The following is a 15707-nucleotide window of genomic DNA, read 5'->3' on the forward strand; positions in this document are numbered from 1 at the left end:
ATTCTTCGAGTGGTTAGCTTGTAATTACCCTCTAATTTGGAGGCGTGAACAAAAGGATGCGATATAATACAATGATATTATTAATTGTGAATTTAAAGCAGTAATCAAATGTTAACCAATCTAACATTTAATATTATGTGATTATTAACGTTACAAAGTAAAGATAATATTTAGATGCTGAACTAGGTATCTTCATGTTAATGCTATATCGTGATTATGGTGATAATTTTATTGCATATGGGACAGTATTGACAGAAACTATGCTAAGTAAAATTTAAATGCCAGATCATTTTTCGATAGTGAGTAAATCTATCCACTTCTCTATCATAGCGTAGTGCCTTAAATGGAAATGCTATTTCTGTGTTTATGAATCATCCAATATAAAGTTAGCTAAATGTTTATAAAACAATTTTTCACTGAGTTCGACGATACACTCACACAATCCTTGAATATTGACCCATTAGGTATGACGATGATTTGGTCTCGTTTAGGTCAGGATATCTTTCATAATCGTGTGAGCTCTATTTCTAATGATGTGCGAAATTACACGCTAAACCTTTTACATCACTACGTGATTAAGCGTGTGGTAGAAGCTCAAACGGATCTCAGTCGCTGTTTACAGGCGGTCTATGGTCATACCGATACATTAGCGTTTAAACAAGCATGTTTGATCTATCTAGAGAACCTGTTTGTTTTTTCTATGCTTGAGGCTGAAGAGCAGCAGCAAGTTAGCGTGCAAACCCAAGGAATATTAGGCACTTCAAAAGCACGATTACTCATTAGCTCAGGTACGCTAACCAAACCGTTGAAATTTACCAGAGAACAGTCAGGCCAATTGTTAGTAAGACAACTGACTTTGGGGGTGAGCGGCCGTTATAAAACGCCTTTCACGGAAATGCTGTTTTTTGATAAAGAGTACCGTTACCATCAGTCTCAAAGCGCAGTTCTTTGGGAAAAAGCCACGAACTTCTTTGAACAAAACGAAGAGCTTAATGGCTTGGCAAATGCATTGTTTGAACATTTACAGGAAGTGATCAAACAAGATGCTAAGGTGCCAGAAATATTGTGGCAAGACGTTTCCAAGTCTATCAAACAAGCTTATGCACAGCAGTTTGCGACACCGGCCGTTGTAGGTAAACAAAGTAAAGCGTTTTGGTTAAACGTTACCGAGCTTGACCAAAATGCGGCAGGTTCACTGTATGAAATCATTAATACTCGGACGGATGAAACAGGGTCTGCGCAGCCGTTCTTTGAACAAGCGATTGAAAATGAAAATAACGCGTTTGAAAAACAAAAGTTGGTTGATATCTGCCACGTTGAGCCATTGCTTGCTGAATGCGAGCTGTTGTTTAGCGTATTAATGAGCCAACGCGTACAGACAGAAGAGGAAGTGTATCAGCGGTATCTAGGGTTAGAGCGTAACGTCAATTCGATTATTCACCTTGCACGTGATCTGCAACACAATATTGACATTAAGTCCAAGTTTTCTGGCGTCGCCAAAAAGCGTTATGAAGCGCTACTTGCATTGGCACAACTCGATAATACGGATTCACAAGCCAATATGACGTTACTGGTGGACGCATTACTGAAATACCATCGTGCGATCATGAATCAACGAGGCCAAAGCCCTTGGGTTGAGCGTGATAGCCAAGGTGATTATCGCTGTCATATTAAATTACGGACGCTTCCAACAGCAGCACAAAGGCCATACAAAACATGGTTCAATCGTTATTATCTCGATCAGTTTAGCCAGCTTATTCGTGGTCTAGAGGGAAAATCCAATGACTAAATCATTTAAACTGGCTGAAGAGCTCGCGAAACAGCTGCAATCGTTAGGCCATATCAAACATGCTTGGTTCACGACATTCAATCTCAATATGGATTTTTTTGAGCGGCACGTTTTGTCGACGCTATTGCAGATGGATAAACCACGTAGTCGCATTGACTTTGAGCTAATGCAGCAAAAGTTAAATGGCGGTATTAAAGAAGGGCGTAAAGGCAACGCAAATATTATCGCCAACATGGATGTCAAAGTGTTCGCCGATCAGCGTATGTATGATGCGAGTGATCTAAAACGCACCGCGATTGAAGTGTATGGTGTGAACCCAGCTTTACTGGATGGTGGGCGCAAGAAAGTATTGAATAACAGTACACTCTTTCATCCTAAAGTCATCTTTCTTCAAGATGAAGATGGGCAGGCCATACTGGGAGCTGGTAGCGCTAACCTGACACTCAGTGGTTGGTCAACGAATCAAGAAGTCTTCACCTTTCAGCGTGTTGAGTGCCAGTACCAAGTAGAAGCCATTCGAGCTTTTTTTAAGCCTTTGTTTGAAGTCAATCAAGTTGAAACAAAGATCAGCTTTCCACGCAACTTGCGTTCTGAAATTACTCCCTCAGACTGGTGTTTTGTTCATACGTTCATCAAAAATAGCAGTGATGGAAAGCATAAGACGCTGTTAAGTCATTTATTGGGGCATTCAGATGAGGCAGCACGAGACTTAGTGGTTTGGTCTCCCTATTTTCCATCGGATTTGGCGGGTTTCATTCAACGTCTAAAAAGTGTCGCATTACCCCATCAACTGAAACTGCATCTTGTGCCTGATTTGGTTGAAAATCAGCGCATGCGAACACAGTGGTCAGAAGATTTATTACCGTTGTTTTCTGATGAATCTATGCGTTTTTATCGTAGTCCGATAGCAAAAGACGAAAGAAGTGAGTTGTGCCATGCCAAGGTCTGGATGACAAACGATAAGCTTGCTATTGGTTCTTGGAACTTTACAACACCGGGCTCAAATCTCGATTTAGACAGTAAAGGGGCTGGGCAGGTGAATATTGAAGCGGGCATCATTCTGGCCAACCAGCAGCCTTTACAGACTGTACTGACACAGTTACTCAGTATCACCGAAGATAACTTCATGCAGAGTAAAGAGTTAAGTCAGCATGTACTTGAAGTGGCCGAGCTGATGCCGGTGGAAACTCGAGTCGTATTTGATTGGCAAACGCTGACTTATCACATCGAACTTCTCAAAATAGACGACGACTTAGCATGGCAAAGTGTGGAGTTACACCTTCCAGATCTTGACGAGCCGTTGTATGTAGTAAAAACGGCGAGCGAAACTGTCTACGCAACAACACATAAGTTATCTCAAGAGCCACAAGCGTTGTTGGTGAACCATGCTTATGAGTTGGTTTTAACGAATGGCTTGCGTTATAGAGGCTTTATTGTTGAGCACAACAGTATGATGCGTCGCGTTGAAGAGTTTGAGTCTCTGGACGATATCTTTAATAGCCTCATTGAAGGGCGTTCATTAGAGAGCAACCCAAATGCATCGTTGCGTAGCGCAATACTCGGTAACGATCATGATTGGTTGGACGAACAAGAGGCGGGCTCGCTATCCGAACCACAGTCATCACCAACGTTAAGTTATTTTAGGATGTTTCAGGCAATGGACAGCTTTGAGCAACGTATTCAAACACTGAAGTCGGATCGCATGATTGAGCAATACGCTTTTGTTGTTCCTGGCTGTTTGGTTGAGATGGGGTTAAAAATACGCCATGAACTGACAGAAAATGCCAATGTATTTAACTGGTATATGAAGCAAGAGTTTAATCTTCTGGTCGATCAAGTGAAGAAAAATGCCAATGATTCCGACCTAAAAGCACGTTTAAGTGATTTGCGTTTCAAAAGCAACGATAGTGTGATTCGCGCGAAAGAGCTGCAAAACAGTATTGGCAGTGGTCAATATCGTAGCCTTATCAAAGGTAAGTGTAATTATGTTTCTATCTGATTGGGCGACAATAACGCCAGAAGCCGTGTCACAGCAGATGAGCTTTGACGAAGGTAATAAAGAGTGGCGCTACCAAGCAGGCCTAAGCACCTCAATGGCCGCGAAGCAAGCGGAAGGTGTTGCCTATCTTTGTCGTTTGCTGCAACAGCATCACCTTGCCCTGCTGGCGGATGAGGTTGGTATGGGCAAAACCTTTCAAGCGATAGGGGTGATCCGTTTACTGCAACAGCTGAAACCCGATGCAAAAATATTGGTGATTGCACCCAATAGAAATATTTGCTCTCAATGGAAAGGGGAATTTGGTGCGTTTGAGCAAGATCATTGGCATGGTGAGTCGCGCAAGCCATTGGAGGTAGCAGAGCCTGAGTCCAAATTAGAAGCAATGATTGAACGTGTTGGTAAGGGAGATCACCATGTGTACTTCACCACCATTCATGCGTTGAGTGGATTAACGAAAGAATCTGACGGAGCAGATAAGGTTGGATTAGCGCGTGAACATGCACTTGAACTAAAAGCGCGTGTCATGAATTACCTGCACCAAGAAGGATTCGATCTTTTAGTGATCGATGAGGCGCACTACTTACGGGCACGTGAAGGTGGTTCTCAAAAAGTGGCCGCAGCGAAAGCTTTTTTCGGAGAAGGGGAAGGCGAGTGCCCATTAGCAAAACGCGTATTACTGATGACAGCCACGCCGACGCATTCATCCGTAAATGATGTCGCGAATATATTGCGTTATTTTGCTGCGGAAGATGACTTGAAAAATAGCGTGACACAGAATGATTTCGATGCGGCTCATTTACTGACGAAATATGGTTTACGACGCCTGCGCCTCTTACAAGGAAAAAATGGGGTGCATTATGCTAAGCAGCATTATCGTAAAGAGATTGCACATCCTGTTTCGTTTGCGGAAAACCAAAATGCAGAACTGTTTTTTGGGCTCTATCAGCGCCAGTTGGTGAAACAGTTTCAAGCAAAAGCATCTAACCGACAGTTTCTTTACGGTTATCTTGAAGGATTTGAGTCCTTTGGTGAGCATGATCGACAAGCGATTAAACAGGATGCTGAACAGCAAACAAATGAACATGGAAAAGACGCATTTAGCAAAGCGCCTGATACCGAGCTTCTGCATCAATTGAGCCAAGAGTATTACGGCTGTTTCAATGAATTTCCCGAACATCCAAAATATAAAGCGCTAGTTGATATATTTGTACCTGAAATGCTTACGCCAGACGGCCTTGATGATATCAAGCATTTGGTTTTTGTGCGCCGTATCCCCTCAGTACGAGAACTGACAAAGCGAGTGAATACTCGATACGATAACGTGTTGGGTCATCAAATAGCGCAAGCCCTTGAGCTTAATGAAAGCGAATTAAAAGCGTGGCAGCAAAGTCATTGGAGTCGCGTTTGGTTAAACCGTTATTTTAACCATGCCGAAGAGTTTGAAGAGCCTTTGCCAGAAGATGATGAAGATACGAGTGAGCTAAGTGCCGATGACAATCAACTGCGTTCGCGTATCACAGAGTTGTTTGTGGTGAAGAAGCGTGATCCTAACGCGTTGGAAGATACGCGAAACACCGAATGTACCAATGTCGGCTTGCGTTTTCGTAAGCCTGAAAGTATTTTTTCGCTCTTTTTAGAACCCTCATTGGATTATGAAAAAGAAGCATACGGTTATCATTTTGAGCAACAAAGTGGTGATCGTAAACGTGCGACGTATTCAACGGCCGCGATGTCTCAAAGAGCGCAGCGACATCAGTTGAATAACGTTGCTGTTAATGAAGAGACACAAATTAGCGAAAATCTGCCAACCATTTGGCAGCACCTGTTTGAACAGTTGAGTGATACTGAGAAAGCGCGGTTCCGTAAATGGAACGCTGCAACAAAAGAGAACTTTGCTAACTATTTCAAGGCGGGTGTTTTGTTTGCAAGTCCTGTGATGGTGGAACTGTTCTGTTGGTTCTATCAATTTGATAAAAACAATCGTTTATACAAAAGCGGTGAGAGCGCGCATACACGTTACATAGATTTTATTCAACATACAGCGCCAAAGTTATCAGAGTCTATGTTGTTGTGGTATTTCAAAGCCGCACTAGAAACCTTTGAAGATGTGTGTAAAAAGATCGCTCGTGTGGGCCTTGATGAATACGATAACGACTGGCGAGCCCTCAAAGGGCATACATCACCAGCAGCGTTTGCAAGCGGTGAGACCTCAAACCGAGATAGCCTACAGTTGAGCTTTAATTCGCCGTTTTATCCTAATGTTTTGGTGGCAACGTCTGTTTTTCAAGAAGGTGTCAACTTGCATCTGCAGTGTAATCAGGTTCATCACTACGGTATAGCTGGGAATCCTGGCGATCATGAACAACGTGTTGGGAGACTAGATCGGCTATTTAGCAAGGTTAACCGGCAGTTTAAAAACGGTCCACAAGGTGAGTTGAGGATAAGTTTTCCTTATTTGGAACACTCATTTGATGAAGATCAGCTGGCCTCTTTTTTGGAACGAAAGGCTCGTGCTGAAAGTAAACTAGATAAATGTTTACTGGATGATCATGATGCGCACGTAGGAACAGGAAAATCACAGCATTGGCAGCGTTATTTAAAACAACCTGAGTCAGGAGATGGGTCTAGAGTAGCAGATCCTTACCCAGCTAGATTCAAGTAAGTAAATGCTTTATTTTAGCAGTTTGAGTTTTTATGAAATTGAAACATCACTATTTCTATCAGAAGCTTATATCTGTTACATTCGTCAATCTTGCAAAAGTTCTTATTGAATTATTTTGCTTATATGAATGGATAATCAGGGTGTTTAGTTAGTATCAACCCTGATTATCGTTTTGTACAACCATTACAAAAGTAAGATTAAATTTCCCTATTTACCTTACCATTGGTAAATTATCAAGGATTTGGAGCTGCTGTATTGGCATGATTAGTATCATAATTGATCAATCGTAGGCTTTCTTCTAACCATATATTCATCGATTCTCTGTTATATTTTGTCACGACTTTATTTAAAACAGCATGTAAGTTTTCGCCGTTATAGTTTTTTTGATACCAATTAATATCATTTCTTCGTTCGAATAGTAGTCTTGATTGCTCTTCAAATGTATCGTCATCATGATATTTGAAGAAATTCATTATTGCCGTATTTCCTTCTCTATCTTGCAGATTTAAATTAAGCTCTTTACGTGTTAGCAATAATTTAACCAGTCCAACATTATTACTGCCAAGAGCGAAATGGAGTGGTGTCCGGCCTTCTGTGGAAATATTTACATCTGCACCATGTTGAATTATCGTCATTGCCAATTTTGTGCGTAAGGCATTATTGGATTCTACATCTGCACCATGATAACGATTGTTAATATCTGCTAAAATAGTGAGCAATGTGTATTGATCATCGGATAGAAAGTTTGGATCTGCGCCAAGAACAAAAGATTCTAATAAATAATTATTGAGAAGTTCAAAATAACTTAGATCTGAATTAAAACCTATTTCTAGAAAAATACCATGTAGTTCCCAATTTTCGTTGTTATTATAAGGGTAGATGAGATTACGGTTTTTAGCTTCAATCATCTCCTTTATTTCTTTCATGGTATTTAAACGTTGATGAGGTTCATTGCTGTAATTACAAGGGTTGATATGTACACTGTCAATTGCTTCATTTATTGATTGAAGTATGGTGACATGTTCACCATCTTGCCAGTTAAAGATAATGTCATCTCTTTTTAATAGGGTTGAAGCAATTTCTTTTGTTCTTGTTAAATTATTTGTTTTATTTAATATGTCAATATCGAAGATGTCATTATAGCTAAACAGTTGCATTAATGGTGAACGTCGATAGTAATAATCACGAATATTCGGATTAAAGCTTGGCTGGGAAATGAGAATGTCTAGAAATTCTATCGGGTGTATAAAAGGTCGATTATCCAAATTAGGATCATAAGGGATGACGTCGTACATTAATCTGATTGCGTAATGTGCAGCTGTATATCCCATATCATCCTGTAAATTAGGATCTATGCAGCCATTTTTAAAACCTTCTGACAATAAAGCACGTTTTTCATCAAAACTTTTTTCGGTCCAGGCTGTACCGTTGTAAATTTTATGAAGAAGTGTTTGCCCATAACTATCTTGGTCATTCCAGTCACACTTTGTCGTATTAGCTGTTCGTTTTTTACTTGGCGTGCTAATGACAGTTTGTGGTTGAGTTTCTATTGTATTGGATGCACTCGTAGTTGAACTTTGATGGTCACACGCCACCAAAAAAGGAAGGGCACAAGCCATGACTAACCATCTGTTTTTCATTCAGTATTCCTTTTGTTTAATGCGTACATTTTACGCAAAACAAACGTTGATTCTAAGCAATTAATACCCCCAATAACTCAGGTAGGCCAGAATATCGACATGTAGGATTAAATTACGACATATTGTCAAAATCAAAACGCCTGCCTGTATCAGTGCTTTCGTGCTGATGGTTTTTTGTGGTTTTGGTGTGAGTACATTGGTCAGTTAGGCAGAGTGGTTTTTTTATGGGGTATAGCGGCTTAGCGGGTGTAGGGCAAACTAAAGGTGATGAAGTTCACATAAGCTGTTATACTGGCCGCACAACGCGAAAAGGTCGTCGTCACTGACGGCTTTTTTATTGCTTGATAGACATCATTATTGGAACAGTACATTGATTTCAACAGCTAATATCACAATGCAGTTTGGCGACAAGCCACTGTTTGAGAATATCTCCGTTAAATTTGGTGAAGGTAACCGTTACGGCCTTATTGGTGCGAATGGTTGTGGTAAGTCGACGTTCATGAAGATCTTGGGCGGCGAGCTTGAGCCGTCAGCCGGTACTGTTTCAAAAGATCCGAATGAGCGTATGGCTAAACTGGGTCAGGATCAGTTTGCGTTTGAAGAGTACACCGTTGTTGATACCGTTATCATGGGTCACAAAGAGCTGTGGAAAGTTAAAGAAGAACGTGACCGTATTTACGCGATGCCAGATATGTCTGAAGAAGACGGTATGCGTGTTGCTGATCTAGAAGTAGAATTCGCAGAAATGGACGGCTACTCAGCGGAAGCTCGTGCGGGTGAATTGCTGCTTGGTCTAGGTATTCCTGAGGATCTGCACTTTGGCCTAATGAGTGCGGTTGCACCGGGTCTGAAGGTACGTGTGCTTCTGGCACAGGTTCTGTTTGCTGATCCAGACATCATGCTGCTTGACGAACCGACGAACAACTTGGACATCCATACTATTTCATGGCTTGAGCGCGTTCTTCTTGAGCGTAACTGCACCATGATCATCATCTCGCACGACCGTCACTTCCTGAACAGCGTATGTACTCATATGGCTGATTTGGATTACGGTGCGATGCGTATGTTCCCTGGCAACTACGACGAATACATGGTTGCAGCAACTCAGGCTCGCGAGCGTCTATTGGCCGATAACGCCAAGAAGAAAGCGCAGATTGCCGAGTTGAATACCTTCGTTAGCCGTTTCTCTGCTAACGCATCGAAAGCGAAGCAGGCGACATCTCGCCAGAAGCAGATCGACAAGATCCAGCTGGAAGAAGTGAAAGCGTCTAGCCGTCAGAACCCTTTCATCCGTTTCGAGCAGGATAAAGAACTGTTCCGTAACGCGCTGGAAGTTGAAGGTCTGAAGCAAGGCTACGGCGACAACATTCTGATCAACGGTGTGAAGCTGTTGGTTGAAGTGGGTGAGCGTATTGCAATCATCGGTGCTAACGGTATCGGTAAGTCGACATTCCTGAATACATTGGCCGGTGCGATGGACCCAATGGAAGGTATGATTAAGTGGTCTGAGAACTCGAACATTGGTTTCTACGCTCAGGATCACTCAGATGATTTCGATTCAGACATGAATCTACTTGATTGGATGTCTCAGTGGAAGCGCGAAGGCGACGACGAGCAAGCGGTACGCGGTATTCTTGGCCGTATGCTGTTCTCACAAAGCGACATTAAGAAGTCTGTACGTGTGATTTCTGGTGGTGAGCAAGGCCGTATGTTGTTTGGTAAGCTTATCATGCAACGTCCAAATATCCTGCTGATGGATGAGCCAACTAACCACATGGATATGGAATCGATTGAATCATTGAACTTGGCGTTGGAAAACTACAAGGGTACATTGATGTTCGTTTCTCACGACCGTCAGTTCGTATCGTCAATCGCAACCCGTATTATTGAAATTACCAAAGACGGTGTTGAAGACTTCCACGGTACTTACGACGAGTACCTAGCGAAGAAAGGCTTAGAAGGCTAATATTCTTCAGCCAGACTGTATTTTAAAAGCCGCCGTCAGGGCGGCTTTTTTCTAGGATACGTTTTCTATAAGAGAGGAAGCATGAAAATTTGGGTTGATGCCGATGCTTGTCCCAATGTTATCAAGGAAATTTTGTTCCGAGTCGCTAATCGTGTAGGCGTTCAGGTGACGCTGGTGGCCAACCAGTATATTCGTGTACCACCGTCACCGTATATTCGCTCGACGCAGGTTGAGTCAGGATTTGATGTGGCGGACAACTATATTGTCCAGCAGGCAGAAGCCGGGGATCTCGTGATCACAGCTGATATTCCATTGGCTGATGAAGTCATCACCAAAGGCGCACATGCATTGAACCCTCGCGGTGAGATGTACAGCAAAGAGACGATCAAACAGCGCCTGCAAATGCGTGACTTTATGGATACCTTGCGCAGTTCGGGTATTCAAACTGGTGGCCCTGCACCCATGGGGCAGGCAGAGCGCCAGCAGTTTGCCAATAAGCTAGATACGTTTATTGCCCGTTATCATCGTAAAGGGTGATATGGAACAAAGGCTGCCCAAATGGGCAGCCTTTATTGTGTGAAAGGAACTATTGGTTTTTGTTGAAGTAAATTTCGATTGGTTTACCAGAATAACCGAAGATCAAATCGATATCACCATCATTGTCGATGTCACCACTGATAACTGATGAGCCATTATAACCTAGTTCTTGATTTGTTTCTTCAAATACACCATAACCATTATTTAAAAATAATTTATTAGAAATCTTTTTATCAGAGATTGATGTAATAAGATCAAGATCACCATCATGGTCTACATCTGCAAAGGCAATATCCGTAGTGCGATAATATGGAAAAGATTGACTTGATTTAGAGAAAACACCATAACCATTATTTATATAAAGTTCGTCCTGATGCTCATATCCATTCCAGTTACCAATGTAAATATCAAGGTCATTATCATTATCGACATCTGCAATTTTTACAGCAAATGAAGAACCAGTACCTAAATCCTCTTGAGTTAATTGAAGATTACCATTTACATTGTTATATAATTTGCCTCCTTTATTATAGTATTGACCATTACCATCTACACTTACTAAGTCTAATTCATTGTCATTATTAATATAACCTAAAGAAAGAGCACTCGTTGATGCATTTTCACTTAATATCTTACCCGAAAAATCAAACCCTTTACTACTATTGTTAATGTAGATCATATCTTTATTACCAGAGCCAACAATAATATCTAAGTGGTTGTCGTTGTTTATATCTCCAAGTATTACAGCAGAAGAAGATTTCTCCCCCCAAACAGAATTGTCTTCATCAAAAAATCCGTTACCTCGATTATAAAAAATGCTATTGGTTGCTTCATAATTAGCTTCTACAAGGTCAATATCCCCATCGCCGTCAATATCACCTAATGCAATATCCATAGTACGCTTATTGCCCAGATTTTGACCTGTATTGATGAATTTACCTTTACCATCGTTAAAGAAAACTAAATCGGGTATTCCTCCAACTTTTTCCATACCCACAACAAGATCAAGATCCCCATCGCCATCTAAGTCGCCTAGTTCTAGATCTCTGGCTTCAGATCCTGTTGCAATTTTCAATTCTTGAGCACTTTTTTCAAAAATACCCGAGCCTTTATTTTTCTTTTCTAAGTATACAAGCTTGTTGATAACATCTAGCGGCTTGATGGTTAGATTTATCTCTGCTTTATTTTTACTGTTCTCAACCTTTACCGTATGTTGACCCGGTAGCAAATGGGTCTTGAACGAAGAGGTGATGTAATCACTGCCTGTAATACCAACCAGCTTGTCATCGATATAGACGTTGGCATTGTTTGCCATTGTCTGGTCGCTGTTCATTACGTTCAGCATCAAGCTGCCAAGGATATGACCATGAATTTGATGCGAGGCATCGACACTCAGTTTACAGCTGACATCTTGGTTCAAGCCAGCAGTGAGCGTGAAGGCGCATGAGGCAAGAGGGATATCTTGGTAATCATCATTCTGGTTTTTATGGAAAAACGAGATGGAAGAAGTGAATTTCTCTTGTTTATTCGTCTCGAAGTAAATCGGATCCCCTTGCGTGCTAAGGTATTTACCATTTTGTTCGACAAAGTAGCGGATGGTTTCTTGGCTGTTTTCATTGGTGGAGAAGCGAACGACAGCAGCGAGGTTATCGACTCCGTTAACGCGATCCACCAGTGATTTAGGTACGCTGAAAATATAGTTTCCCGCGTAGCCTTGGTCATTGATATTGAAGTTAAAGTTGAGGTCGGCCTGCAATGGGATGATATCGACCTTGGTGGACTCACCATCACGCAAGTTAATGGTCGTGTTGTTGTTCAGCAACGTACCCACGAGTTGGGTGTTCTCGTAGAGGTTCAGTGCAAGGTGATAATCGCCCTCGGCATAATCCAGAGTGATGTCTGTCAGACCTGTGTCTTTGTTCAGGCTGAAAACTAGCTCGTCGACAGTTTCGCCATCTTTGCCTAGCGTGATCCCGATTTTAGGATCAGCCAGCGCCTTTAGCTCTTCGGCCGGGATGTTAAGCGTGAGTTTGGCAAGCCCCGCAATATCTTTGATGTTAACAAGGGTATCGCCAAGATGTGGTTGGATTTTCAGTTTTACATTCAGGGCCTGATCATGGGTGACATCAACAGCCAATGCTTTACCGATGTATTGCTGGTTATTGTGTTCAAGCAGCAGCGTAAAGTCATAGGTGCCTGGGCGTAGCGTGATAGTACGGTGTGAAATCACGGTACCATCGGCTTTTAGCGTCAGTGGCCAGTCAAATTCCTGAACTTTGGATGTCAGGGTATCTGAAACAACCATCTGTCCCTTGTATCGGATATCAACACTTTTGGTGTTGACGGTTTTTTGTTCGCTATCATTCAGCGTCATGCTTGGAAGGGCGCTTTTCAGGTATGACGGCGCACTAACCTTGTTGACTCTTTCTGAGAATACGGCTGTAAAACTCGGAGAAATAGAAATGCTCTGTGTTTGAACGTGCTCTGATTCAGTTTTGTCGGATGTTGGTGCTGATGACTCACCACCACCACAACTGACGACAGACAATGCAAGCATGGAACATGCCACTGCATAATAGAGTTGATTTTTGCTATGTGTTTTACTCATATCGCTATACCAAAGGTTATAAAAACCGACGGAGAATATGCTTATAGTTACCTAATAACAATTTGTTACATTTAATATGTGACATGTATCATAAAAAGCTTTGAGCTTTAATTTTATTCGGTGTTTTATTTCTCATTGTCCGTGTTTTGAGAAGATTGTTGGTTCTAGCATTCGCTAATTTAAATGGGCAGCATCTGGATATATCATTGATAATAATGAATAAAATTTCGCATGGTATCCATTGAAATATATCAATAAGAAATTGGTTAGTTGTGAGTAGAGGCTGGGGACTTGGTGATTGCGCTTTATATTTTATTAGCAGATGAGGCTATCAGTATTGGAGTGCATGCATTGAATCCTTGCGGCAAGATGTACAGCAAAGAGACGATTAAACAGCGCCTGCAAATGCGTGACTTTATGGATACCTTGCGCAGTTCGGGTATTCAAACTGGTGGCCCTGCACCCATGGGGCAGGCAGAGCGCCAGCAGTTTGCCAATAAGCTAGATACGTTTATTGCCCGTTATCATCGTAAAGGGTGATAAGTAACAGAGTAAAACAGGCCAGCATTCGCTGGCCTGTTTTTTTTGATTATGATTGGTGAATGAATTTGAATTCTTTACCTTTAAATGTCTTTATCGGGTTACCTCGTTCCAGCTCCCAATGTTGTTGCCATCGGGTTTGATCATCATGTTCATCTCGTCGCTGTTTTTCTTCGTTTAGCTTTTTAAAGATCAACGCCGTGGCCAGCCGCTTATTGGCATGCTGGCTGCGTTCGCTGTCGACTCGTACGGTTATGCCCGTAACGGTGTGTGTCGCCCGAATGGCTGAGTTGGTCGTATTGACATGCTGGCCACCAGCACCTGATGATTTGCAGGACTGAAATGTTATGTGATGAGTTAATTCAGTTTGTTCTAGGTTAAAGACGTGTCCGCTGATGAACCAGTTTTTGCGTTTGTGCCTCGGACGGTAAGGGCTAGGGCAGATCCACAGTATGCTCCCTTGCCATGACTTGGCAAAAGTTAAGGCATTACCGGTACTTTTAGCGCTTAGTTGCACGGTAACTGACTTGAATTCGCCTTTATTGCCTGTTGGCATTTGCTCAATGATATCGATGTTAATACCGCTATCATGGCACTGTTTGGAAAGATATTTGAGGGCATGCCCAACAGCCAGACAACATTCTGCCGGGCCTTGTCCTGATGATAGTTGCAGTAAAATCATGACAAGTTTCCTCCATGCGTTTTGAAGGTGAGTACGGGGCGTAATTTTGCCACTAGCGTGATCAGTCCTGCATCGAGAAGGTCTTCAATAATCGTTTCACACTTTTTATATGCTTGAGGTGCTTCATCATAAAGCAGCTCTTTGTTGCCGCAAATTACCCGGCTGCCAAGGGCTGTCTTGTATAGATCTTCGCGTTTGTACTTATGGCTAAGGCGGCCATGACAATCGCCGCGCTTCCATTTTCTGCCTGCACCGTGGGCGAGCGAGAACAAACTGGCAATATGGCCGTCTTCGCTTGTAGGGACATCAGTTGTAGGTTTCACCAAGTAGCTATAGTCACCGCGAGACCCCGGAATAATCACATAGCCTTGGTCGCTGGGGGTTGCCCCTTTGCGGTGTACCCAGCCAGTCGTATTATCAATCACTGTTGGGGTAACAGCGTTGTGGGTCACGTCCAGTGCGCAACGGCCATCGGCTTTGATGGCAGCGATAAAGCGCTTGGCGATGAGTTCACGGTTGAGTGCCGCCCAGCATACGGCGGTATTGTGACGGGTCATATAATGCTGGAAACCTTCACTGCCAACCCTGATACCATTGTGACTATATTCTGTTATGTGCTCCATCAGGATAGATTGTCCTAGGCCTCTTGATCCCGAATGAACAAGTAACTGTAACTGTTTTTTATCAAGCCCTAATACCTCAAGGGATTGTTGGTCTAAAACCTCCTCGATGGCTTGGAACTCCGCAAAGTGGTTGCCTCCGCCGATAGTACCCAGTGCATGGTCGTAGCGATTGTCTTCAATGCCTTTACCTTGCTTGCCATCGCTAATGATTGAATCCCAACTATCATCAAGAGGAGACTCGATGTTTTCTAACTGTTTGGCGAGTTTGTCTATTTTAATTTTGGATATTTTTGCGGAGGTTTGCCAAAGGGCCATACCGCAGCAATATCGTTACCGACTAAGGCAGGGTATATTTTATCTGTTGAGAAAAAAGCCGCACCGATAGGGTAGCCTTTGCCGGGGTGTAAGTCAGGCATACCAGCAGCGCGTATAATGCTTTCTAGCTCTGATGTTTTTTGAAGTTGCTGTATAGCTAGCCCTTCAATCCAAGTATTTTTGGATGCAATAAGGCTGACGTTGTTTGAAATCTTTTGGACGGATTTGCCCATAATACCAATTCCTTGCTAAAAGGATTTAACAAAAGTCTATTGGCAGGCCTGTGGACCGGGCGAGAAGTATCTAAGGAAGGATTTGTTCCTGATGACTTAGCGGGAAAGGCCTG

At 42.4% G+C, this 15707-nt stretch carries 10 protein-coding genes and 1 pseudogene; 6 read left to right on the plus strand and 5 right to left on the minus strand.

The features are described 5' to 3' along the window. The first annotated feature begins 394 nt into the window (after positions 1-394). From ABT56_RS06335 to ABT56_RS06345, 3 genes are read left to right on the plus strand one after another with little or no spacing between them, the layout of a single operon-like run. A complete protein-coding gene (locus ABT56_RS06335) occupies positions 395-1789 on the plus strand; it encodes a hypothetical protein (protein ID WP_047878014.1) in 1395 nt (464 codons plus the stop codon). Next, positions 1782-3788: a phospholipase D-like domain-containing protein gene (locus ABT56_RS06340; RefSeq protein WP_047878015.1), complete on the plus strand. Its 2007-nt coding sequence runs from the start codon at positions 1782-1784 to the stop codon at positions 3786-3788. Before ABT56_RS06335 ends, ABT56_RS06340 begins: the two co-directional genes overlap by 8 nt. Further along, a complete protein-coding gene (locus tag ABT56_RS06345; protein WP_047878016.1) occupies positions 3775-6450 on the plus strand; it encodes a DEAD/DEAH box helicase in 2676 nt (891 codons plus the stop codon). Before ABT56_RS06340 ends, ABT56_RS06345 begins: the two co-directional genes overlap by 14 nt. A 233-nt stretch (positions 6451-6683) precedes the next feature. Here ABT56_RS06345 and ABT56_RS06350 read toward each other — a convergent pair whose 3' ends face one another. Then, the gene (locus tag ABT56_RS06350; RefSeq protein ID WP_047878017.1) at positions 6684-8090 is read right to left on the minus strand and encodes an ankyrin repeat domain-containing protein; all 1407 of its coding nucleotides are present in this window, start codon (positions 8088-8090) and stop codon (positions 6684-6686) included. 370 nt (positions 8091-8460) lie between these two features. Between ABT56_RS06350 and ABT56_RS06355 the strand changes: the two genes are divergently transcribed. Then, positions 8461-10056, plus strand: coding sequence for an ABC-F family ATPase (locus ABT56_RS06355; RefSeq protein WP_047878018.1), 1596 nt, complete (start codon positions 8461-8463; stop codon positions 10054-10056). Between the two features lie 81 nt (positions 10057-10137). Then, positions 10138-10593 (plus strand): YaiI/YqxD family protein, encoded by a 456-nt coding sequence (locus ABT56_RS06360; RefSeq protein WP_047878019.1) that lies wholly within the window; start codon positions 10138-10140, stop codon positions 10591-10593. 49 nt (positions 10594-10642) lie between these two features. Here ABT56_RS06360 and ABT56_RS06365 read toward each other — a convergent pair whose 3' ends face one another. Then, complete coding sequence (locus tag ABT56_RS06365) at positions 10643-13201, minus strand: FG-GAP repeat domain-containing protein (RefSeq protein WP_084722172.1); 2559 nt, start codon at positions 13199-13201, stop codon at positions 10643-10645. Positions 13202-13480: 279 nt separating this feature from the next. On the opposite strand from ABT56_RS06365, the pseudogene ABT56_RS06370 reads away from it, so the two are divergent. Continuing rightward, positions 13481-13741 (plus strand): annotated as a pseudogene (locus ABT56_RS06370) (DUF188 domain-containing protein); the annotation flags it as partial. A gap of 49 nt (positions 13742-13790) precedes the next feature. On the opposite strand, the gene prfH reads toward ABT56_RS06370, so the two are convergent. The 3 genes from prfH to ABT56_RS24480 are packed head-to-tail and all read right to left on the minus strand — an operon-like array spanning position 13791 to position 15594. After that, positions 13791-14423, minus strand: a complete 633-nt coding sequence (prfH, locus tag ABT56_RS06375; protein WP_047878021.1) for a peptide chain release factor H — start codon at positions 14421-14423, stop codon at positions 13791-13793. Continuing rightward, positions 14420-15361: an RNA ligase RtcB family protein gene (locus tag ABT56_RS06380; RefSeq protein WP_240478262.1), complete on the minus strand. Its 942-nt coding sequence runs from the start codon at positions 15359-15361 to the stop codon at positions 14420-14422. The genes prfH and ABT56_RS06380 overlap by 4 nt, the downstream gene beginning before the upstream one ends. After that, positions 15316-15594 (minus strand): RtcB family protein, encoded by a 279-nt coding sequence (locus tag ABT56_RS24480; RefSeq protein WP_240478263.1) that lies wholly within the window; start codon positions 15592-15594, stop codon positions 15316-15318. Before ABT56_RS24480 ends, ABT56_RS06380 begins: the two co-directional genes overlap by 46 nt. Between the last annotated feature and the right edge of the window lie 113 nt (positions 15595-15707).

This window comes from Photobacterium aquae, assembly GCF_001029445.1.
GTDB lineage: Bacteria > Pseudomonadota > Gammaproteobacteria > Enterobacterales > Vibrionaceae > Photobacterium > Photobacterium aquae.

What these genes read in the sequence shown, in the direction of transcription:
- ABT56_RS24480 (WP_240478263.1), bottom strand. Translation starts at nt 15,594, where the DNA reads ATGGGCAAATCCGTCCAAAAGATTTCAAACAACGTCAGCCTTATTGCA.
- ABT56_RS06380 (WP_240478262.1), bottom strand. Translation starts at nt 15,361, where the DNA reads ATGGCCCTTTGGCAAACCTCCGCAAAAATATCCAAAATTAAAATAGAC.
- ABT56_RS06365 (WP_084722172.1), bottom strand. Translation starts at nt 13,201, where the DNA reads ATGAGTAAAACACATAGCAAAAATCAACTCTATTATGCAGTGGCATGT.
- ABT56_RS06350 (WP_047878017.1), bottom strand. Translation starts at nt 8,090, where the DNA reads ATGAAAAACAGATGGTTAGTCATGGCTTGTGCCCTTCCTTTTTTGGTG.
- prfH (WP_047878021.1), bottom strand. Translation starts at nt 14,423, where the DNA reads ATGATTTTACTGCAACTATCATCAGGACAAGGCCCGGCAGAATGTTGT.
- ABT56_RS06340 (WP_047878015.1), top strand. Translation starts at nt 1,782, where the DNA reads ATGACTAAATCATTTAAACTGGCTGAAGAGCTCGCGAAACAGCTGCAA.
- ABT56_RS06345 (WP_047878016.1), top strand. Translation starts at nt 3,775, where the DNA reads ATGTTTCTATCTGATTGGGCGACAATAACGCCAGAAGCCGTGTCACAG.
- ABT56_RS06335 (WP_047878014.1), top strand. Translation starts at nt 395, where the DNA reads ATGTTTATAAAACAATTTTTCACTGAGTTCGACGATACACTCACACAA.
- ABT56_RS06360 (WP_047878019.1), top strand. Translation starts at nt 10,138, where the DNA reads ATGAAAATTTGGGTTGATGCCGATGCTTGTCCCAATGTTATCAAGGAA.